Below are 24,037 nucleotides of genomic sequence, written 5' to 3' on the forward strand. Positions count from 1 at the left end.
ATTTTGTAATAGTACTTAATTTACAAATAATTTTCACTATAAATCATGGATAAAGAAGCCTCTTTTTCATCCTTGTAAAAATCGTATTCATAAATATTACGTTTCCTCTTACCTTTTGATTTAAGCTCTGTAAATGGGCACTTATTATCATTTTCAGTCCAATTATAAAGAGCACAATCCTTTGAACATTCTATATTTTCATCATATGTTGACAAAAACACGCACTTAGACATACGCAACACCCCCATAAACATTACTACTTAATACCATAAATTATAAATTATAAATTTATCAAAATAAAGTATTTTTAATGTATTACCGGGTTATTTTGTGAAAATTAAGATAATTATATATGTTTTTAAATAACACTCAACACTACTTAAAAATCACATTAAAATAAAATTTAATTTTTGCTAATGATAGTATATCATTTTAGAAAAATTACACTTATGTCACTTTTAACATTTTCTTGTCTTAAAAAACTTTTATTTAAAGTTTCTTCCAATGTTGTGAATTCACTATTAGTGCAACTAACCTTCATTTCTAATGCTTTTATCATTAATAATATTTCATCCAAAATGTTATTTTCTTCAACATATTCCAAGTTTTTAGCATGAATTATTAATATTATTTTTTTATTCTTACAACCATATTTAAATAAATTATCGCAAAAATAATCCGTTCTATCTAAACAGTCGCCTTTAAGCAGTTGATTGCCCCCACATAAATAAAGATTTATTGCTGTTTTCCTATGATTTTCAACATTTAGATTTAGTTCATTACAATTAGTACTATGTATAACAGTACCACCCTTTTCCATAATAGCCTTATCTAAGCTTAAATTCATAAGTTCTAAAGAATTATCAACTTTAACCACGGTTCCAATTTTAATATGATACATAATGAAATTTCTAACCTCTTCCCTAGAACTTACACATATACTATGAATCCCTATTTCTTGGAGGATTGTCATAGCATTTTGTATTAATAATACCTTAGGATTTCTACTATCACACATATTATAACCTCCCAATGCAACTTAACGTTACTATTTTATCTTTATATAATTATATGATTTACTCTATACCTTTTATGATATCTATAAAAGATTTTATTATATGTGCTGTAAATCCCCATATAACATAATTATTCCATTTATAAAAATATTCTTCCAGTATACCTTTTGAAAACTTATAATCTTTCCCTTTATTTATTAAATGAAAAGGAAAATTCTCTTGATTAATAGGCCCTATTTCCATTTTGTACAACATCGGCTCTGTTTCTATAAAAAAATTTATTGGAACTTTAAAAATATGATCAACCTCACTTGTATTAAATTCTATTGTTTCTACATTTATTTTCGATACAAATGGATATATGTTCATTCCATATGGAGATGTAAAATAATCCATTGCCCCTATAACTTCTATATCATTCTCACTTAAATTCATCTCTTCCATTGTTTCTCTCAATGCGGTATCCATGTAAGTCTCGTTTTTCTCTACCTTTCCTCCAGGTAAACAAACATCTCCAGGCTGATGATTCATCTTTTTTGATCTTACTTGGAAAACTATATACATCTCATCATTAATTACTTCTAAAAGTATCATTACTGCCGCTTCTTTAATTTTTTGTATGGATCTTATTTCCCTCTCATTAAATATAGTTGAAATATTTTTCATATTGATATTTTTCATATAACTATCACTCCTACTAATATCTATATATATAATATCATAAAAATATAACATATTCTCGATTTCTCCTTGTTGAAAAATATACTAAATGTTATACTTAATTAGAATTTAAAAAGATTAAAAATATAACAAATGGAGAGATGACTTGTGAAAAAAAGAATTTTAGCATCATTTGTATTTTTTACTTTAGTAATTACTTCCACTTTCTCAAGTACAGTATTAGCCAACTCTGTTCCTGACATCATTGGAACTTCAGCTATTATTATGGACTTAGAAACAAATGAAATAATTTACTCTAAAAATATAGATGAAAAGAAACAACCCGCTAGTATAACTAAGTTAATGACAGCACTTTTATTGGCTGAAAACAAATCAAGAACAGATATGTTAACATATCCTAAAGAGGCTTTAAAAGAAGCTGAATATTCTTATGGTCTTAATGTACATCCTGTTACCCCTGGTGATACATTTACTGGTAAAGATACTATGGATATATTATTACTTTATTCTGGAAATGATATTGCCTATATGGTTGCTGAAAACATTGGTGGTAATCAGGAAAACTTCATGAAAATGATGAATGTAAAAGCTAAAGAATTAGGTATGAATAACACTAATTTTGTAAATCCAAATGGACTTGATGATAACACTGATGATCACTATACTACAGCATATGATTTAACTATACTTTTAAATGCTATATATGATAATGAGTGGATTAGAGAAACTATTGCAAAAGAAAAATCTGAAGTGAAGTCTTCAAATGGGCCCTCAGCAATAATAGAAAATAGAAATAAGTTAATTGGAAAAGATGGAAACATTGGTGGTAAAACAGGATACACTGATAAGTCTGGGAGATGCTTAGCCTCTATATATCAAAGAGATGGACACTCTCTTGCCATTGTTGTATTAGATTCAGAATATGATTTTCCAAAGGACACTCAAGTGTTTGAAGATACTACAGCACTTTCTAATTATGGATTTAGTGCTGAACGAGAAATATTTAAAGATAAATCAACACCTATCACCGAGATCACTCTGGAATATAACATATTACCATTAATAGGTCCAAAAAAAGTTATTAAAATACCAGCAACTATTCATGAAGATATATCAATATATAATTCAGAATTAACTCCTGAATTAAACTATACTATAAATGATATATCAGTTTGGTCATTAAGTACTAATAAATCTATTGGTAAAGCTAATGTATCTATTAAAGGATATACAAAAGAATATGATGTTTATTCAAGTGTCTCAAATTTTGATATACTTAAAAGTAATATACTATATTACCTATTAGCTATATTTGTAATAATTTTAGTTCTGTTTATTATATTTGCAACTATATCTAAAATAAAAAATAAACGTTCTAAAAGTAGAAAAAGAAGAATTTATAGATAATAAAAAGGCATAAGAACTATAAAGTAGTTCTTATGCCTTTTTACATGTTTTTTGTAAGTTTTATTTTAAGCAAGTAAATTAATTTTTTGATATGTATATACTTTCAATTATGACAATCATTATTATGTTAATATATCCATACTGTACCACTTAATCTACTTATTAATAAGTAGATTAAGTGGTACATACCATTTGGTATAATTGCTTTCATAAATGTCCTCACCGTTTTTAACCATAACAGTAGCGCGTTTGTTAATATTTTTAATCACACCTTCATATTTCTTGTTTTTATATATAAAATTAACTATTTGCCCCTTTTTAAAATAATTTTCACTAATTATTTTGGAAGAATCTTTTAATATTTCATGATAACTACTTTTATGCTTGAAAATATCATATGCAATAATCTTAAATATATCCCCTCTACAATTTGAATTTCCATATATACTAAACTCTAACACGTGACATATTTCATGCTCTAATATAAGCATAAGTGCATCTATAACATCTTTACCCTCTATACCACATATCACCTTATTTTTATTATCACTTATAAATTTTTCTAAAATTCTCATACTTATACGTATTTCGTACCTTTGTATATTAGATATTTTGTTAAAAATTGTCTTTCCACCACTCGATGTCATCCTATTTGACAAAGAAATCTTAATATTACTGTCAATTAAATTGCTTAAATTATCTTTAAATATATAGTTATCATATAATTTAAGTAAAACCAATATATTATGGATAGTTATATTATTAATATCATTCATTTTAATAACTTTACATCCATGACAATATAAATTTTTAATAATTGACCTTAATCTTATGATTTCTTCATCTGAATTTCCATAACGATTCATAAACATTCCTACCCCTTATTTTATTACACAAGTTCTATACTTATAATCACCCCTGCTATAAATATAATTTATATTTATTTGTAATTTAATTATTTTCAACTAATAAGTACCATAGAATCACACAAATTGAATTCTATGGTACCCACACTATCTTATTGCATTGTATATAAGACTATCTAATTGGTTATTAAATTTATTTCTTTCAATGTCATCAAAAATTTCATTTTCTATTGTTGCGACGTCAATATTCTTTTCTTCTAATTTAAGCTCTAACTCCTTTAACCCATCAACAATTTGAATTTTCTTATTATCTTTAAATGTTAATTTAGGAATTAACGCCTTAATAGTAAAATATGATAATTTTAAAACTTCACCATCAATAAAATCTTTATAGTTTAACAAAACGTACATAGCTGCTTTCATCAATAAATTCTTATACATATCAACATTTTCACTTTGCATAGTAAATGCTAATATACTCTTGGCAGTATATTTAAACTTGTCTAACTGATTATCATCTACAGATTTTGCAAAAGCACCACTGGCTAGCTGCTGAGTAGCAAGAATTCGCAAAAATTCTCCTTTGTTCACATTTTCAACATTTAAATTATTTATCTCTAAATCATCTAAACTTTGTCTATAATATAATTTTGCAGGGGCTGTTTTAACATCACTTTTCTCAAACGCTATGTTAACAGGTAAGAATTTTCTCATTACAACGCCGAGTACTGGTTCATATATCTCTTCAATTAGGATAAATGAAGTTTCATCGCTAACAATTCCAATATCCGTCGAAAGTTCAACTATCTTATTTTTCATGGCATCATAAACGTCTCCACGCTCATAGACCACTCTATTTTCTAATGATTCAATCCTTTTTTTATACCAAACTTTCTCAATTAAATTAGCATTAATTTCCAAGTCGAGTTTTGTCAAAACCACTCTTCTTTGAATCCTACGTTTTCCAACCATCCCACTTAATGTTACAATACCCTCAATGTTACCATGTATCTTTGCAAATATTGAGAATGGCTCCATATCATACATATATTCAATAGTTCTTGGATAGGTTTTTTCAACCTGTATATTGCCCCAATCAAGATTAATATCGGTAATTTGCAACCCTCTGATTCTATTAAATTGATTTAAAACAACGTCTTCAATTCTACTATATCTATTAATAAATGCAGATTTACCATAAGTAAGCCTTGCAATTTTATTAATAAAATACGTATTTACTGAAGTATCAATTCCAAATGGAAATATTCTACTTTCCTTACAAACCCCTTCTACGTAAGCCAATATTTCTTTTTCATCATCCACAATGTCGTCCGTAAATAATATTATAGTATTTGATTCACCTCGCTCCTCTTTTTCAAAGGCGTACTTAATACCATCAAATATTACTGCATCATATTCACATTTAAGATCATCAATCCATTTTGATGCTATTTTTAAACTATCCTCACCAAACTTAACTTCACCTTCACTTGAGAAATATTTTAACGAATCTCCCATTGCAACAATATTAAAAGTGTCACCTTCATTTAAATTTCTAAGACATAAGTGAAGTGCCGTCTTTGCTTCATTTATCTTATCCCCAATCATTGATTCTGATATATCTAGTAAGAAAATGTAATTCCCAGTTTTTTCTTCAACATCTTCTTCTATATCTGGTAAAAATCTAAGATATACTATTCCACTATCATCACTATAATTTTCATAGATTATTCCACTAGTTTCATTTAATATTTCCTCTTCTAAATAAATAATCATATCATTATCCAGGTTTTGCTTATTATCTAAGGTTATTTTATATAGGTTATTGTTACCTTCTTCCACTTTTATTTTATGAGTATTACAATATACCTTACTTTTTTCAAAAGCTTCGACTAGCAGAGTTAACGATAGATTATAATCATAATGATTTACATAGTCACCTGGATTTAATGGTAATACAACTTTAGGTATAACTAGTTTTAGCCTTGACATCTCATACACCAATTCTTCTATATAAGAAATTTTAATAATTACTGTTTCACCTTTTAAAATTGTCCCAATTGACATTTTGAGATTCTCTTTATCTAATTCCTCAAGTGTAAGTTTATTTTCACCGTCATCTATAATATTTGCATAAATTTTTTCTATTTCACATTTATCTTCTACTTTACCTTTTATAAGCCTTCCACCTATATTTACCTCAAATCCTGATATTACTGCAGTATCAGGTATAGGGAATGTATAAATCCCCTTTACGTCTTCTTCCCCTGTATTTTCATATACATGACTAATGGTAAATTCTACAAATTCTCCACAAACATTTCCTTCAATATCTACTTTTTTCAGTATAATTTCTCCATGCGAAAGACTATTATCTAATTTTTCATACTCCATGTTATCCACCCTTCTCATATATAATACAACTAATACTTAGATTTTATCAGAAAATTCATTTAATATCTCTATATATATAAATTAAAAATAAACTTATTAATTTGTTTTACTATAAAACATCTTTTATAATCCTTAATGCATTCTTATACAAAACTTTATCTATTTGACTTTCAACTAATCCCAACTTCTTTAGTCCAATAATAATTTTGTTAATTTCACCCATATTGCTAATTTCAAGATTTTCTCTATTTATACCATCAAAGTCACTACCTATAGCTATACTGTCAATCCCTCCAACATTGTAAATATGTTTTATATGTTTTATCATACTATCAACATCACTAACCTTACCTGCTTCGTTCAAAAATGACTTTTCAAAGTTTATTCCCATAATTCCGCCCTTATTACTAATAACTTTTATCATTTCATCCGTTAGATTCCTAGGATGATTGCATATTGCTCTACTATTTGAATGTGATGCTACAAATGGATATTTACTGTATTTAGCTACATCATAAAATCCCCCGTCCGATAAATGAGAAACATCAATTATCATACCTAAGTTATTCATTTCATTTATAACTTCTAACCCGAATGGTTTTAGCCCTTTATTCATAAATTCCTTTTTACAATTTGGGTAACCGATAGCATTCTCATAGTTCCAAGTTAATGTCATAAGTCTAACCCCTAATTCGTGGAAGTTTCTAAGATTTTTTATTGAACCTTCTATTGCTTCTCCTTCTTCAATAGTTAAAAACGCGGAAATTTTTTCTTCTTCTTTATTACCCATTAATTCTTCATAAGTTCTTGCAATGTATATGCTATGGCTATTTTTCTCAATCTGTTCATAAAACTTGTTTAACATATCCATCGCTCTGTTAAATGGATTTTTATGCTCATTCAAATCAATAAACAAAGCAAAAAACTGCGCTAATGAATCTCCCGCTTTTAATTTTTCTAAATCTATAGCTAAATTATTTTTGCTTAATTCCAAATCCTTATTGTCCGAAATATGATAAATTGTGTCACAATGCAAATCAATTATGCTCATATTGTTCCCCCTAATCTTTACTTAATACTATTGTTATATCGTTGTACAAATTATTAATATTAAATTTAGTTTAATAACTATTCTATGTTATATAATAAATTCACCATGTCTATTTATATATCCTTCTTTGTCACCTAATATAACTTTACATGTTCCGTACTGAAAATTTTCTACCTCATCAAATTTTGGTTCTATCACTATATCTCCCTGCAAATCTAAAAACCCCCATTTATTATCTATTTCAATTGAAAATAATCCTTCATTATAATCAAACACATTTTCATACTCTATAGGTATTACTACATTACCTAACTTATCAATAAACCCATACTTATCATTTATTGAAACTGCTGCATAATCTGTATTAAAGCTATCTGCCCAACTAAATTGTGGTGTTATTATAAAGTCACCTTTGACATTTATATACCCCCATAGGTCTTCAATAGAAACTGCAGCAGTATTATTTAAAAACTCAGTAGTAAAATCGAAATCGCCTTTAATTCTTACCTTAAATTTTTCATCTACGTAAACATTGTTGCCATTTAGCCCTACCGCAGCTAACCCCTCGCTGAAGTTATTAGCATATTCATATATAAATCCACTTATACATTTACCTTCCTTATTGATATATCCATACTTATTATCTTGCATAACTATTGCAACACCATTTTCTTCAAACTCATTTACTTCTTCATACTTTGGTGAAATCACTATTTTCCCTTCTTTATTTATATACCCCCACTTTCCTAAAATCTTTACTGCCGCTAACCCTTCAGTAAACCCTTTGCCATCTTCAAATCTTATAGGAATAATCTCAATGCCCTGAGAATCTATATATCCGTACTTATGGTTTAATTCTACTAGTGCTCTATCTTCGCTAAAATAATTAATGTCATCATAATTAGGCTTTATAATATACTCTCCTTCTTTATCAATAAATCCACATAACCCCTCTACTTCCACAAACCCCATATTATTTTCAAACTCATCCGCAAAATCAAATTTAAAAGGTATAATTACTGAACCATTCTCATCTATATAACCATATTTATTATTCATTTCAATTGGATACATTTTCATATTTTTTCCTCCTTTATTTTCAAAACCTATGAATATTATACCATTTTAAGAATTAAAAAGTCATTTAATAGTTATGATTTTTTAATTAAACTTATCTTTTGTTTTTAAAATTGAATCAACTATTATTTATCCTATTTATATCATTAGTATTTATCTATATTAATTGTTATGAATAATAAATTGTATTATAATAGAAAAGAACATGATAAATTGTGTGGTAATTACTACAGAAGATATATATAAGGAGTGTTAAGTATATGAAAAATTGTATAGTAGCTCAATCTGGAGGTCCTACTTCAGTAATAAATGCAAGTGCCATGGGAGTATTTAAGGCAAATAAAGAATTTCATTATTATTATAATGTATATGCCGGAATAAATGGTATCGAAGGAATATTGAATGAAAACATCGTTAATCTTTCTCAAATGGACAGTGATTTTATAGACAGGTTAATATATACGCCCTCATCTGGTCTTGGTTCATGTAGATACAAATTGAAATCCTATGAAGACAATAAAGAAGAATACCTTAAGCTTTTTGACATTTTTAAGAAATATGAGATTGAAGCCTTCTTCTATATAGGTGGAAATGATTCCATGGATACCGTTCATAAACTAAGTAACTATGCTAATGAACATAATCTTTCTGTTAAATTCTTTGGAGTTCCTAAAACAATAGATAATGATCTTCCAATAATGGATCATACTCCCGGATTTGGTAGTGCTGCTAAGTTAATATCTACCATAGCCTTAGAAAACAAATTAGACTCAAGCGTTTATAACACTAAAAATGTTTTCATAATCGAAACTATGGGCCGTGATACAGGCTGGCTAGCTGCTAGTTCATGTATTGCAACTTTAAATGGTGAATCAGTTGTTGACTTTATATACTTACCTGAAGTTCCATTTAATACTGATAATTTCCTAGTGGATATCTCGAAAAAACTAGAAGAGAAAAATTCAGTTGTTATCACTGTCTCTGAGGGAATTAGAACTGAAGATGGTACATTCCTAGGAGAACTTGGTAATACCGGTTTTGATAAATTTGGCCATGCTCAGCTAGGTGGTGTATGTGGATATATCAAAAATCTCCTTACTAGTAATGGATTATGTAAAAAAGTAAGATGTCTTGAGCTTTCTACAATGCAACGTTGCGCTATGCACTTCGCGTCACAGACTGATATTGATGAGGCTTACAACTGTGGATTTACGGCTCTAAAATACTCTGTAAATGGAGAAAGTGGTAACATGATTGGTATTAAACGTGTTTCCAATAATCCTTACAAATCAGAACCATTTGTTGTTCATACTTCAAAGGTTGCAAACTCTATAAAATATTTCCCCAAAGAGTGGATTAATGCAGAAGGAAATAACGTAACTAAAGAAGCCTATGAATACGCTCAGCCACTAATAATGGGTGAGCCAAAAATCCAATATGAAAATGGTCTTCCGAAATATGCTTTCTTACTGAAGTAAGATGATTTAATTTAAAGTTCGAAAAGAGTTTTCAAATAATATTAAAATTATTATTTGAAAACTCTTTTTAATATCTATAAATCAAATTATATATGATTAACAGAAACCCTATCTATGAATTTTCAGTTTATTATTTTGTGTAATTGGGATAAAACTCTTTATCATTAATTTTTACGGTAACCCTGTTACCGGCTATAGATGCTGAAAAAGTATCACTTGATATTGATTGTGGCTTCGGAGGAATTCCATCAAAATAAATTTTTACTATATCACTACTTTGATCTATTGTTAATGTAGTACCTACCGATTTGCCTTCTAATATCTCCGTCTTCACAGCCATAGCTATAGACTTAGCATTAGCTTTATCAGCGCTAACCTTTGCGTCCTCAATCTTGGCTAGGAACGTAGGGGCTGTTATAAAAGCTAATACTGATATAATCCCCATCACTACTATAAGCTCCATTAATGTAAATCCTTTTCTATTTTTATTTCTTAATTTTTCTTTTTCCATAAGTTCACCCCTTTATTTTTCAATCAAAGTTAATATATTACATATAGCATCTTGCCCTTATTATTAAAATAAATACTCAGTTTGTAAAATATTTATTTCCTTTTATCTATTTTGCATAAAACCCTTATAAATAAAAATGTACTGAAGCAAAATTTAGAATTCTACTTCAGCACATTAATAGTTTTTCATATTTTCAGTTATTACATCCTAGTATTTCATTACATTTTTCTCTAAGCGCAAAAGCTTCATCATAATGATCATCAATTACAATAGCTTCCTCTACACTTTTTAATGCCTCTTCATATTTATTATTTTTAAAGTATATTTTAGCTCTTAGTAAATAATACCGCTCATCATCTGCCATTTCTATAGCATTATCTATAAAGGTGATAGCTTTATTATATTGGAATTCTACAATTCCGTAAAAATAATAGGCTATAATACAATGTATTTTATCTTGTCTTTGATATAAATTAAATATTCCCATTAAAAAACTAAGTATTTCTTTTCTTGAAAGAAAAGTTTTCCTCACTGTTCCACGGTCCATGTCTTTATAAGACATTTTGAATAAATAATCCACAGCCTCGGTGTATTGATATTTCCTAATATATACACATACCATATTCAGATTCATATATAAATCATTTGGAGCTAATTCGATTGCATGTTCCATATAGCTTAAAGCTTGATCATATTCACCAATTTCAAAATGAGTCCTTGCTAACAAATTAAAATATTTACCATTATCATTTTTTAGACTAATAGCTTTATTTAAATTATATATAACTTCAGAATATGCAAAACAGTCTAATCTATGAACACCACTTATATCCTTCAATGATGTTTTAGAACTATTTAATAGTCTAAGTATAAGTACTATAGCTCTTCCCTTTCTGTAATATCCGTGGGCACAATTTTTTTTAACCGCAATAAGGCTGTCATATATATTTATGGCCTTATTATAATTTTCAATAATCATATATATAGACTGGTTTTTTAAAATGTTTTCATATTTTTGCCCAATTTCAAGAGATAAACCCTCTAGTTGCTCATACCAAAATTCATCATCTAAAGATAAATTAATTGCACGTTTACAATTATGAAGTAGTTGACCACATTGGTCATCCAACGTTAAAAATTCATTCTTAATTACGCATTCCGTTTCATACTTTAGAAAATCTGATAATTTTTCCTTATAGTAAGTGTAACTATCCTTATATTTATTTTCAACATCATGCAATGTCTTTATTAAACATTCATAACTTTTAACTTTTATGTCATAATCACAATCATCTTTTTCTATTGTTCTATTTAATATGTTAATCCCTTCATCATAGCGATTAAGTTTCATATATATAAACCCTTTATGATATAAATACCCATAATAATCTTTATTTTTAAGTTTAATAACCTCATCTAAAACCTCTAATATAACATCAACATCATTGCTCAGAGATGTTCTATCAACAACTTGATTTACAAGTTCTTGAACTTTATTATCAATATAGATCTTGTTAATGTAACCCTTGTCTTCATATTCACAATTATTCTCTATTTTATATAAACTCTTGTATATATTAACCATCTGTATAAAACAGTTATTATCTATTAAAACATATTTCCCAGCATCTAAAAGTTCTAAATAATTTATATCAACATATTCTGTACTAAAGTGATAATGATCATTTTCCTCTTCCTTGGAAATTAATTCAAATAATTTCATATAGCTTTTATAAAGATTATAATAATCTCCACTATTTATAAACTCTTTAATTTCTGTACTATAAGTAGATTTTAATATTCCAGAAATTCTAGCAACATTCTCACCAAAAATTTCAACTTCTCCATAACTACTATAAGTATTTAGTGCATATTTAAGTCCCTTGTAGTAGGTTTCAAAACATAATTCTAACCTACCAAGCTTTTCTAAAATCTTTCCTTTGTGGTTATATATATACTCATCTACATTAAGTCCAAACGATAATTCTATATATTTCAAAGATTTTTCATAATCTTCAATATTGTAATAAGCAAACGATAACAAATCGTATACCTCATCCGTATTTTTAAACCCAACAGCCTTCTCTAAAGATATAATCGCTTCATTAATTTTGTGAGTTTTTAATAACATTTTACCTTTTAATATATAGTAATCATACCCTTTATCACAATTCACACTATCTCCAAGTTTCAACAATATTTTTTCCGCACTCTCTATTGTTATATTCTTATAACTATCATATTTCTCATCTATATTAAATTTATTATAATCCATAAATCCTCCCATGTAAGTCTACCTTAACTAATCTTATATAGATTTTACCATAACCACCAGTAAATCTAAATTAATAAATAATTAAATTTTCTAGTACTATATATTTTGTGTCGGTTTACTTCCAATAAAAAAATACTAAGAGACAGATTTCATATATCTGCTTAGTATTTTTTAAATAATTTTACTTTCCAATATCTTTTCTATAATACATTCCATTAAATTCAACCTGAGCTATTCCACTATATGCTTTACCCATTGCTTCTTCTAAGCTATCCCCAATTGATGTAACTCCAAGAACTCTTCCACCACTTGTTATAATTTTACCATTAGCTTCTTCTGCTCCAGCAACAAATATTTTTTCACTACAGCTTTCTATTCCTGTTATTACCTCACCTTTTTTATATTTGCTAGGGTAACCTTCAGATGCTCCTATTACACAACAAGCTGTTCTATTTTTAAATACAACTTTACTATCTTTTAGTTTTCCAGCTATTGCAGCCTCTATTAAATCTAGTAAAGAACTTTCCATAAGTGGCAACACAACTTGAGTTTCTGGATCTCCCATTCTAACATTATATTCTAAAAGATATACGCCTTTTTCATTTATCATTAACCCAAAGAATATAATACCTGTATAATCTAAATTTTCTTCTTTAATCCCTTTAAGTGTAGGTTCTAATATATCATTTTTAAATGCCTCTAATACTTTTTCATTACAATAAGGATTTGGTGCTACTGTTCCCATTCCACCGGTATTAGGCCCTTTATTATCTTCAAATATAGTTTTATGATCCTTCGAAGATATAAATGGAATAATTGTATTACCATCTGTAATACTTAGTATAGAAGCTTCTACTCCTTGCAAAAATTCCTCTATTATAATTTCTTTCCCAGCTCCCGAGAATGTATCTTTTATCATGAATTCATTTATAGCAGATATAGCTTCTATTTTATTCACTGCAATTATAACACCCTTACCAGCTGCAAGTCCATCAGCTTTTATTACTATTGGATACTCTGAAGTTTCAACATATTTTAAAGCCTCTTCTGAACTATTAAAAGCTGAATAAGCCGCTGTTTTAACTCCATGTCGCCTCATGAACTCTTTTGCAACAGTCTTACTGCCCTCTAAGTTTGCAGCTTTTTTACTTGGCCCGAATATTTTTAAATTGTGACTTTTGAACAAATCTACTATTCCATTACAAAGATATACTTCAGGTCCCACAACTGTTAAATCTATTGAATTATTTAATGCAAATTTTAAAAGTTCATCATTGTCTATTATATTTACATTTTCACATTTCTTCTCCATAAATGTTCCACCATTTCCTGGTGCACAATATATTTTAGAGACTTTTTCACTTTCACTAAGCTTCCACGCTATAGCATGCTCTCTTCCACCATTTCCTACAACTAATATTTTCATACAATCACCTCTATTATTAAAATTAGTGTTTAAAATGTCTCATGCCTGTTAATACCATAGGTATTCCATATTCATTGCAAGCCTTAATACTATCTTCATCCTTAATAGATCCACCTGGCTGAATTATTCCCTTAATATTATATTCATTTGCAGTGTCTACAGAATCTCTAAATGGGAAGAATCCATCAGATGCAAGTATTACTCCATCTCCAGCTCTATCTATAGCTTGTGCTGTAGCCCAAATTCTATTAACCTGTCCACCGGCAATACCTTTAGCCATTTTATTTTTTACTACTACAATGGCATTAGATTTTACATATTTACAAACCTTCATTCCAAATATCATGTCTTCCATATGCTCTTTTGAAGGCTCTAGGTCTGTAACTACCTTTAACTCGTTATAAAGCTCTCTATCTACATCTTGAACTAATATACCACCATCTACGGACATTACTTCTACTTTATCACTTGGTTTTTCACTACACTTTATTACTCTTAAATTTTTCTTTGTTTTAAGTGCTTCTAACGCTTCTTCATCAAAATCAGGAGCAATTACAATTTCTAAGAAGGTTTTTTTCATCTCTTCTGCTGCTTCTACTGTAACTGTAGTGTTCAATGCTACAATACCACCGAAGATTGAAATATTATCACATTCATAGGCTTTTACATATGCATCTACCGCTGAATTGCCAACTGCAACACCACACGGAGTATTATGCTTTAATGCACAACATGTTATCTCTTTAAACTCATTTACAACTTTCCAAGCTATATCCATATCTTTTATATTATTATAAGAAAGAGCTTTCCCATTCAATATTTCAATATTATTAAGCATTCCTTTTTTATTTGTATTTACATACACTTTAGCCTGTTGATGTGGATTTTCTCCATATCTTAAATCATCCATTTTTTTAAATGATAGAGATAAATACTTATTTGAAGTATTCTCTTCTTTTTCTATGTTATCTACCAAATATTCACAGATAGCACTATCATATGCATTTGTAAGGTTGAATACCTTCATGGCAAGATATTTTCGAGTTTCAAACGAAACATTTCCAACAGCTTTGATCTCTTCCATAACTATTTTATAATCATCTGAATCACTTATAACCACAACATCTTTAAAATTTTTAGCTGCACTTCTAAGCATTGTAGGTCCACCAATATCTATGAATTCTACAGTATCTTCAAAACTTAAACCTTCTCTTGCCTTTTCAAAGAATGGATATAGGTTAACACAAACTAAGTCTATTGTTTCTATACTTCTTTCCTTCAAGGTATTCATATGTTCTTTATTATCTCTAATAGCAAGTATACCACCATGAACTATAGGGTGAAGCGTCTTCACTCTTCCATCTAACATCTCTGGTGCATTGGTAACCTCTGCTACTTCCCTAACTTCTATGTTGTTTTGTCTTAATAGATTATAAGTTCCCCCAGTAGATATTATATCTACGCCTTGTTCTTTTAGGAATTTGGTAAACTCTACAATCCCACATTTATCATAAACACTTATTAAAGCTCTTTTTATCATAAAATTCTACTCCTTTATAGTAACTTTTCTATCTTCAATAACAACCTTATTGTCACTTATAAGTTTTATAGCTAGTGGAAGAGCCTTGTGCTCTTCTAATAGTACTTTTTGCTGTAATACTTCTGGTGTATCTTTACTATGAACTTTAACTGTATTTTGAAGAATTATAGCTCCCGTATCCATATTTTCATCTACAAAATGTACAGTGCATCCACTAACCTTCACACCATACCTAATCGCTTCCTTATGAACATTCAGACCGTACATACCTTTACCACAAAAACTTGGTATTAAAGCAGGATGAATGTTTATTATTTTATCTTTAAATCCATCTATTAAAGGCGATGACACAATTGATAAGTATCCAGCAAGTACTATCAAATCTACTTTACCCTTCAAGATATCATATAATTTATTACTTAAATCTTTTTTATAAATCTTTTTATCAAATGCTAAAGTTTCTATATTATGTGCCTTCGCTCTCTCTAATGCGTAGACACCTTCCTTATCACTTATAACATACTTTATAGCTACATCTTTTAAATATCCATTTTCAATACTGTCTATAATGGACTGGAGATTAGTTCCACCACCAGAAACTAATACTGCTATATTAAGCAAACTCCTCCACCCCCAACTTGTACTTTTCCTATTTCATAGGCATCTTCTCCAAGGGCTTTAAGTTCTCTTATTATATCTTCTTTAATAGAATTATCTACTGCAAGTACCATACCTATACCCATATTAAATGTGTTAAACATATGATATTCATCCACCCCTTGCTCAATTAAATATGAGAATATAGCTGGTCTCGGAAATGAACTCTTATATATTTCTGCAGTGAAATTTTCTTTAAACATTCTTGGAATATTTTCATAGAATCCCCCTCCAGTTATATGAGCCATACCATTTATTTCGAATTTCTCCATAAGTGCTAATACTGGTTTAACATATATTTTAGTTGGTTCTAGGAGAATTTCACCTAAAGTTCGTCCTTCTAAAACCTCATCATAATCCTTTACAATCTTCCTCACAAGGGAATATCCATTACTATGAACTCCTGAAGATGCTATACCTATAAGTGCATCTCCCTCTTTAATTTTACTTCCATCTATAATCTTATCTTCATCTACAATTCCTACAGCAAATCCAGCTAAATCATAATCTCCTAAGTTATACATTCCAGGCATTTCAGCAGTTTCTCCTCCAATAAGAGATGCATAACTTTGCATACAACCTTCACTAACACCCTTAACAATATCACTAGCTATAGTTGAATCTAATTTACCACAAGCTATATAATCCAAGAAAAACAACGGTTTTGCACCATGACATAAAATATCATTTACACACATAGCTACACAGTCAATACCTACTGTGTCAAATTTATTAAGCTTAATTGCAACTTCAATTTTTGTTCCAACTCCATCAGTTCCTGAAACAAGTACAGGTTTCTCATATCCTGATGGTAGTCTTACCATACCTGCAAAACTGCCTATACCATTTAAAACTGATGATGTTAAGGTTCTAGCAGTATACTCCTTCATAAGTTTTACCGCTTTATAACCCTCTTCTATATTAACTCCTGCATCTTTATATGTAATCATATTATATCACTCCTTATTATAGTTTTACTGGTGCTGAAATTGGATACTCTCCATCAAAACAGCCACAACAGAATCCATGATCTTTTCCAAGACATTCTAGTAAATTATCCTTAGATAGATATACCAAACTATCTGCACCTATCGCTACTCCAACTTCGCTCGCAGTCATCTTATCACCAATTAGTTCACTTCTATATGGTGTATCAATGCCATAATAACAAGGATAAAGAACTGTAGGAGAACATACTCTAAAGTGTACCTCAGCAGCCCCAGCTTCCTTGAGCATTGCCACAAGCCTTTTACTTGTAGTTCCACGAACTATTGAATCATCAATTAAAACTACCTTTTTACCTATTACATTTTCTCTTATAACATTAAGTTTAACATTTACCGAAGCTTCTCTCTCTTCTTGAGTTGGTGCAATAAATGTCCTTCCAATATATTTATTCTTTATAAGTGCCATATCTATAGGTATCCCTGAAGCTTTTGCATACCCCATTGCTGCAGACATTCCTGAGTCAGGTACCCCAACCACTATATCTGCATCTACTGGTGCCACTTCATAAAGCTTCATCCCCGCCTTATATCTTGAATTATTAACACTAATTCCATCTATGACACTGTCAGGTCTTGCAAAATATATATATTCAAAAGAACACGTAGCTAACTTAGATTTTTCTCCAAACTTTATAGATCTAATTCCATCATCATTAATAACCACAACTTCACCAGGTTCTACATCTCTTACAAATTCAGCTCCTGTTGCATTTAATGCACAACTTTCTGATGATACAACATAACTATCATTTACTTTACCAATACATAGAGGTCTAATTCCATATGGATCTCTAATTGCAATCAATTCATTCTCTGTTAGAATAACCATTGCAAAAGATCCCTTTATAACCTGTATCGCATCAATTACACTCTGAAGTATCCCCTTCTTCGCTCCTCTTGATATAAGGTTTAGTATTACCTCTGTGTCTATAGATGTTTGGAATATACAGCCTGATTCTTCTAAAATTTCTCGTATAACCTCTGAATTTGTTAAATTTCCATTATGGGCTATTGCAATGTTACCCAGTTTAAACTTTCCAAGAATCGGCTGTGCATTTTTTATAGAACTATCTCCGGCAGTTGAATATCTAACATGTCCAATGGCACTATATCCTTTAAGAGCATCTAATGAATTGTTATTAAATATTTCAGATACAAGACCCATATCCTTCTCACAATACATTTCCTTACCATCAAATGTTGCGATTCCTGCACTTTCTTGCCCTCTATGTTGAAGGGCATAAAGACCATAATATGATCTTTTTGCCACATTTAATTTATCACCTTTACTGTATATTCCATAAACTCCACATTCATCATGAAATTTATCATCATCATAACATTCATACCCATCATAACAAGAAGCTTTAAATTTAAAATCCATTATTTTATTCCCCCTAAAATATACAGCCTTCAATATTTACTGCTATCTAATTCTTTCTAGTACCTTTGTATATCCTTCTACTAAATCACCAAGCTCTCTTCTAAATCTATCTTTATCTAATTTTTCACCTGTTTTCAAATCCCATAATCTACATGTATCTGGTGAGACCTCATCTGCAAGAATTATTTCTCCATTGATTTTCCCAAATTCTAATTTAAAATCTATTAATTTAATATCTTGCTTTAAGAAAAATTCTTTAAGTATATCATTAATTTCAGCAGCTTGCGCATATATATAATTTAATTCATCAAAAGTTGCAAGTCCAAGGGCAACTGCATGATAATCATTCATTAGTGGGTCTCCTAATGCATCCTCTTTATAGCTAATTTCAAGTACAGTTGTTTTGAGTTCTCTTCCCTCTTCAACCCCATATCTTTTAGCCATACTTCCAGCTGCAACATTCCTTACTATTACTTCTAATGGAATTATTTGAACTTTTTTACATATCTGCTCTCTATCGCTTATCTTTTTAACAAAGTGTGTTTTTACACCTTTTTCATTTAACATTTCAAATATTATAGAACTAATTGTGTTATTAAGTATTCCTTTCGATGATATAGATGCTTTTTTTTCACCATTGAAAGCAGTTGCATCATCCTTATAATATACTAAAACCTCATCAGCCTTTTCAGTACTAAATATTCTCTTTGCTTTTCCCTCATAAATAAAATTTTTCATATCCATTATAATTTTACCCCCGCTTCATTTTCTTTTATAAAACTCTCTTTCATAACTTCCCTATATCTATTTAATTTACTTTTAATCTCAGGATATTTTATTGAAAGCATTTGTACTGCCATCATTCCACCATTATAACTATTATTTATACCTACAGTAGCTACCGATATTCCTTTAGGCATTTGTACTATTGAGTATAGTGCATCTAATCCATTTAGTGCAGCATTAATTGGCACTCCTATTACTGGTATAGTCGTTTTTGAAGCTATAACACCAGGAAGGTGAGCTGCAAGTCCTGCCCCTGCTATAATTACTTCACATCCCTCTTCTTCTAATCTCTTTAATGTTTCAACTAATTTCTCAGGGACTCTATGTGCAGATAATACAAATCCTTCAAAAGGAACCTCAAACTCCCTAAGACATTTAGCTGCACCCTTCATTACCTCTGTATCAGATTTACTCCCAAATATAATTGCTACTTTCATTTAAAATACCTCCAATTTTTATATTATTTACTAGTCTTTTACCAGAGGTTTATTTATATACACACCCTTCTTGTTAATATTAACGGTGTGTATCCCCCTGATAAATAATTTTATTTAAAATATTTAACTCCATTTTCAAATATCTTCATATCATGTTGACCTAGAACATTTTTGATAACTCCTGAACCTATCCTTTCACTATGGGCCATCTTCCCAAATATTCTTCCATCTTTACTTGTAATACCTTCAACCGCATAAACAGCTCCATTTGGATTAAAGTTTATGTCATAAGTTGGATTACCACTATCATCTACATACTGTGTGGCTATTTGACCATTTTCAAACAATGCTCTTATAACCTTCTCACTTGCAACAAATCTTCCTTCCCCATGAGATATTGGCACCTTATAAACATCTCCAATATTTGATCCACTGAGCCATGGTGACTTATTTGAAACTATTTTAGTATTTACCATCATACTTTGGTGACTTCCTATTAAATTGTGGGTTAGTGTAGGACTCTCCTCATCTATATCCCTTATTTCACCATACGGTACAAGCCCTAGTTTTATTAATGCTTGAAATCCATTGCAAATTCCTAACATTAACCCGTCTCTATTATTTAAAAGTTCCATAACTGAAGATTTAATTTTTTCATTTCTAAAGATAGCATTTATAAACTTACCTGATCCATCTGGCTCATCTCCGGCTGAAAATCCTCCAGGTAGCATTATTATCTGTGAATCTTTAATTTTTTGCTCCATAATCAAAATTGATTCTTTTATATGTTCTGGTGATAAGTTATTAAATATTATAGTATCTACTTCCGCTCCAGAATTTACAAATACTTTTTCTGAATCATATTCACAGTTAGTTCCCGGAAATATTGGGATAAGCACTTTAGGTTTAGGAATTTTTATCATTGGTGATATTTTTATATTATCTTTATTATTTATTTCACTACTTAATATTTGATTTTTCATTTCAAGATGCTTAAGTTCATCCTCTTTATAATTTTTATTAAAAATTTCTTCAATTTGATTTTCATAAATTTTCGCTAAATCCCTTAGATAAAGTTTCTCATCCCCCTTGCTTATTACTTTTTCATCTATAGTTGTTCCTATTTTAATAACATTTTCACTATCAATTTTCAGCTCTTTAGCTACTTCTAAAATTACACATCCATAACTAAAACTTTGTAATTTTTCCATGGACATTTCATTATCTATTCTTAATCCTATGTTGTTTCCAAAACACATTTTTGAAAGAGTTTCTATTGCCCCACCATAGTTTACTGTTCCACTAGATAAAACTTGTCCTGATTTTATTAAGTCATTTATTGTTTTATAGTTTAATCTTAACTCTTCAAAGCTAGGTACAAATTCGTCATTCATTGGGGTGTTTAACAATATAACTTTACTATCTGAATACTTGAATTCATTACTAACCGTAGTTTCTGTGTTTCCTGTTGTTACAGCAAAACTTATTAATGTTGGTGGTACTTTTAATTCTTTAAATGTACCAGACATACTGTCTTTCCCACCAATTGCAGCAATTTCTAAGTTATGTTGAGCATAAAGTCCACCAAGCAATGCTGAAAAGGGTTTACCCCACTTCTTAGGATCTTCACCAAGCTTTTCAAAATATTCTTGAAATGAAAGATAAATTCCATTCAAATCTCCACCTAAAGCTATTAACTTTGTAACACTCTCAATTACTGCATACATAGCGCCATGAAATGGACTCCATGTTGCAAGTTTTGAATTAAATCCATGAGCCATAATCGCAGTAGTTGTTGTTTCTCCATTTTCAACAGGAATTTTAAATACCATACCATCAGTCTGTGTTCTTTGAGTTTTTCCTCCATAAGGCATAAGTACTGTATTCCCACCAATAGTTGAATCAAAAATATTCATAAGCCCTTTTTGTGAACTTACATTTAAATCTTTAAGCACTGATTCAAATCCATCTTTTAATGTTGTATATACCATTCTATTATTAAAATAGTTATCCTCTACCTTTGGTGCTTCTATAAATACTTCTCCATAAGTTTTTGCTCCATTTGTATCTAAGAATGCTCTAGAGAGATTAACTATCTCTTTTCCTCTCCATTTCATCTTCATAGACTTTTCTTCTGTCACCCTCGCTACAACTGAAGCTTCTAGATTTTCTTCTTCACATAAACTTATAAACTTATCTGCATTCTTCTCTTCAACTACCACAGCCATTCTCTCTTGTGATTCCGATATTGCTATTTCCGTGCCATCTAATCCTTCATACTTCTTCTTAACCGCATCTAAATTTATCTCTAATCCATCTGCAAGTTCTCCTATTGCTACAGAAACACCTCCAGCCCCAAAATCATTGCACCTTTTTATTAATGTTGTAACTTGTTTTTTTCTAAATAACCTTTGTATTTTTCTTTCTGTTGGTGCATTTCCCTTTTGAACTTCAGAACTACAATTATCGATTGATTTTTCTGTATGCTCCTTTGAGGAACCAGATGCTCCACCAATTCCGTCTCTACCAGTTCTTCCACCAAGTAAAATAACTACATCTCCAGGTAGTGGTGTTTCTCTAATAACATTCTCAATGGGTGCTGCCCCAAGAACTGCTCCTACTTCCATTCTCTTTGCGACATACCCTTCATCATATATCTCTCTAACATATCCAGTAGCAAGACCAATTTGATTTCCGTAACTACTGTATCCTCTTGCTGCTTCCTTAGTAATTTTTCTTTGAGGAAGTTTTCCTGATAAAGTTTCATCCATAGCTCTTCTTGGGTCTCCAGATCCAGTAATCCTCATAGCTCCAAACACATAACTTCTTCCTGATAAAGGATCCCTTATAGCTCCTCCAAGACAGGTTGATGCTCCTCCAAATGGTTCAATTTCTGTAGGATGATTGTGAGTTTCATTTTTAAACATTAGAAGATATTTTTCAGATTTTTTATCTACCTCCACATCTATTACTATGCTACATGCATTTATTTCCTCAGATTCATCCAGTTTTAAAAGCTTACCATCATTTCTTAATTTCTTCATACCTATTACTGCCATATCCATTAAAGTCATAGGTCTTTCTTCATTTTTATAAACTTCTTTTCTATAATCTTGGTATATAACAAAACTTTTTTTTATACAATCTATGTATCCACCATCTTCAAAATTAACTTTAGTTAATACTCTCTGAAATGTAGTATGCCTGCAGTGGTCTGACCAATAAGTATCAAGTACTTTAATTTCAGTTATTGTAGGATTTTTACCATTATTTTTAAAATAGTCTCTTATTAAAATGATATCTTCAATATTAAGCGATAATGATTTTTTTTCCAAAAACATTTGTAATTCATCATTACCCATATCAATAAACCCATTAATTACTTCTACATCTTTAGATTCTAATTGTGGTTGTACAATAGCTGTTTTCTTCTCTAAAGAACATTCTTTTGAATCTACTGAATTTATATAATAAGCCTTTATTTTTTTAAAATCCTCTTCTGTAATATTTCCATATATAGCAACTACTCTTCCTGTTTTAACTACAGGTGCCTTTTTCTCTGTAATAAGTTCAATGCATTGGGCCGCCGAATCCGCTCTTTGATCATATTGCCCTTCAAGATATTCAACTAAAAAATAGTCACTTCCATCAAGTTCAATATTCTCTTCATATATATCATCTGTATTTTTTTCACTTAATACAGTGTATTTAATTTTTTCAAGCTCATCAGAACTAATTCCATCAATATCATATTTATTTATAATCCTTATTTTTTCAATATTTTCTGTACCCAATAAATTTTTAAATTCTCTTAATAATTCTCGTGCTTCTTTATTAAATTTAGATTTTTTCTCAACGTAAACGGTGAATATTTTCCCCATCATACACGACCCCCTTAAACTAAATACGAATATTATTATATTTAATCAATTAATCATTCGTCTATATTACTATCATAATACATTTTACGTTAAAAATAAAGAAATATTGTAAATTTAATATCTTTTTCACAAATAAACTATATTGTATGTAAATTCATATTAA

The 24,037-nt window shown here is 29.6% G+C and carries 19 protein-coding genes; 2 read left to right on the top strand and 17 right to left on the bottom strand.

The window, feature by feature from the left end:
- Window positions 1–20: 20 nt before the first annotated feature.
- From RSA29_RS06100 to RSA29_RS06110, 3 genes are all read right to left on the bottom strand, one after another.
- Window positions 21–233: a hypothetical protein gene (locus RSA29_RS06100; RefSeq protein ID WP_346931464.1), complete on the bottom strand. Its 213-nt coding sequence runs from the start codon at window positions 231–233 to the stop codon at window positions 21–23.
- A gap of 194 nt (window positions 234–427) precedes the next feature.
- Window positions 428–1,018 carry a hypothetical protein gene (locus RSA29_RS06105; protein ID WP_346942658.1) on the bottom strand — a complete coding sequence of 197 codons (591 nt, stop codon included), beginning with the start codon at window positions 1,016–1,018 and terminating at the stop codon, window positions 428–430.
- A 58-nt stretch (window positions 1,019–1,076) separates the two neighbouring features.
- Window positions 1,077–1,697 (bottom strand): CoA pyrophosphatase, encoded by a 621-nt coding sequence (locus RSA29_RS06110; protein WP_346942657.1) that lies wholly within the window; start codon window positions 1,695–1,697, stop codon window positions 1,077–1,079.
- A 147-nt stretch (window positions 1,698–1,844) separates the two neighbouring features.
- Between RSA29_RS06110 and RSA29_RS06115 the strand changes: the two genes are divergently transcribed.
- Window positions 1,845–3,104 (top strand): D-alanyl-D-alanine carboxypeptidase family protein, encoded by a 1,260-nt coding sequence (locus RSA29_RS06115; RefSeq protein WP_346942656.1) that lies wholly within the window; start codon window positions 1,845–1,847, stop codon window positions 3,102–3,104.
- Window positions 3,105–3,259: 155 nt separating this feature from the next.
- Here RSA29_RS06115 and RSA29_RS06120 read toward each other — a convergent pair whose 3' ends face one another.
- The 4 genes from RSA29_RS06120 to RSA29_RS06135 all read right to left on the bottom strand — a co-directional run bounded on the left by RSA29_RS06120 (window position 3,260) and on the right by RSA29_RS06135 (window position 8,495).
- A complete protein-coding gene (locus RSA29_RS06120; protein WP_346942655.1) occupies window positions 3,260–3,976 on the bottom strand; it encodes a hypothetical protein in 717 nt (238 codons plus the stop codon).
- 141 nt (window positions 3,977–4,117) lie between these two features.
- Window positions 4,118–6,364: a VIT and VWA domain-containing protein gene (locus RSA29_RS06125; protein ID WP_346942654.1), complete on the bottom strand. Its 2,247-nt coding sequence runs from the start codon at window positions 6,362–6,364 to the stop codon at window positions 4,118–4,120.
- 109 nt (window positions 6,365–6,473) lie between these two features.
- Window positions 6,474–7,415, bottom strand: coding sequence for a dipeptidase (locus RSA29_RS06130; protein ID WP_346942653.1), 942 nt, complete (start codon window positions 7,413–7,415; stop codon window positions 6,474–6,476).
- Between the two features lie 87 nt (window positions 7,416–7,502).
- Complete coding sequence (locus RSA29_RS06135) at window positions 7,503–8,495, bottom strand: WG repeat-containing protein (RefSeq protein WP_346942652.1); 993 nt, start codon at window positions 8,493–8,495, stop codon at window positions 7,503–7,505.
- A gap of 257 nt (window positions 8,496–8,752) precedes the next feature.
- Between RSA29_RS06135 and RSA29_RS06140 the strand changes: the two genes are divergently transcribed.
- A complete protein-coding gene (locus tag RSA29_RS06140) occupies window positions 8,753–9,970 on the top strand; it encodes a 6-phosphofructokinase (protein WP_346942651.1) in 1,218 nt (405 codons plus the stop codon).
- A 130-nt stretch (window positions 9,971–10,100) separates the two neighbouring features.
- Here the strand turns inward: RSA29_RS06140 and RSA29_RS06145 are convergent, their stop codons facing one another.
- From RSA29_RS06145 to RSA29_RS06190, 10 genes are all read right to left on the bottom strand, one after another.
- Window positions 10,101–10,481, bottom strand: coding sequence for a type II secretion system protein (locus RSA29_RS06145; protein ID WP_346942650.1), 381 nt, complete (start codon window positions 10,479–10,481; stop codon window positions 10,101–10,103).
- A gap of 193 nt (window positions 10,482–10,674) precedes the next feature.
- Entirely contained in the window at window positions 10,675–12,756 is a 2,082-nt protein-coding gene (locus tag RSA29_RS06150; protein ID WP_346942649.1) for a tetratricopeptide repeat protein, read from the bottom strand.
- A 181-nt stretch (window positions 12,757–12,937) separates the two neighbouring features.
- Window positions 12,938–14,182: a phosphoribosylamine--glycine ligase gene (purD, locus tag RSA29_RS06155; protein WP_346942648.1), complete on the bottom strand. Its 1,245-nt coding sequence runs from the start codon at window positions 14,180–14,182 to the stop codon at window positions 12,938–12,940.
- A gap of 22 nt (window positions 14,183–14,204) precedes the next feature.
- Entirely contained in the window at window positions 14,205–15,722 is a 1,518-nt protein-coding gene (gene purH / locus RSA29_RS06160) for a bifunctional phosphoribosylaminoimidazolecarboxamide formyltransferase/IMP cyclohydrolase (protein ID WP_346942647.1), read from the bottom strand.
- A gap of 6 nt (window positions 15,723–15,728) precedes the next feature.
- Window positions 15,729–16,343 (bottom strand): phosphoribosylglycinamide formyltransferase, encoded by a 615-nt coding sequence (purN, locus tag RSA29_RS06165; RefSeq protein ID WP_346942646.1) that lies wholly within the window; start codon window positions 16,341–16,343, stop codon window positions 15,729–15,731.
- Complete coding sequence (gene purM, locus RSA29_RS06170; RefSeq protein WP_346942645.1) at window positions 16,331–17,329, bottom strand: phosphoribosylformylglycinamidine cyclo-ligase; 999 nt, start codon at window positions 17,327–17,329, stop codon at window positions 16,331–16,333. The genes purN and purM overlap by 13 nt, the downstream gene beginning before the upstream one ends.
- A gap of 16 nt (window positions 17,330–17,345) precedes the next feature.
- Entirely contained in the window at window positions 17,346–18,770 is a 1,425-nt protein-coding gene (gene purF, locus RSA29_RS06175) for an amidophosphoribosyltransferase (protein ID WP_346942644.1), read from the bottom strand.
- A gap of 42 nt (window positions 18,771–18,812) precedes the next feature.
- A complete protein-coding gene (gene purC, locus RSA29_RS06180; RefSeq protein WP_346942643.1) occupies window positions 18,813–19,514 on the bottom strand; it encodes a phosphoribosylaminoimidazolesuccinocarboxamide synthase in 702 nt (233 codons plus the stop codon).
- The gene (purE, locus tag RSA29_RS06185; protein ID WP_346942642.1) at window positions 19,514–19,993 is read right to left on the bottom strand and encodes a 5-(carboxyamino)imidazole ribonucleotide mutase; all 480 of its coding nucleotides are present in this window, start codon (window positions 19,991–19,993) and stop codon (window positions 19,514–19,516) included. Before purE ends, purC begins: the two co-directional genes overlap by 1 nt.
- A gap of 110 nt (window positions 19,994–20,103) precedes the next feature.
- The gene (locus tag RSA29_RS06190) at window positions 20,104–23,877 is read right to left on the bottom strand and encodes a phosphoribosylformylglycinamidine synthase (protein ID WP_346942641.1); all 3,774 of its coding nucleotides are present in this window, start codon (window positions 23,875–23,877) and stop codon (window positions 20,104–20,106) included.
- Window positions 23,878–24,037: the final 160 nt, after the last annotated feature.

It is taken from the genome of Clostridium sp. (genome assembly GCF_036660475.1).
Classification (GTDB): domain Bacteria; phylum Bacillota; class Clostridia; order Clostridiales; family Clostridiaceae; genus Clostridium_J.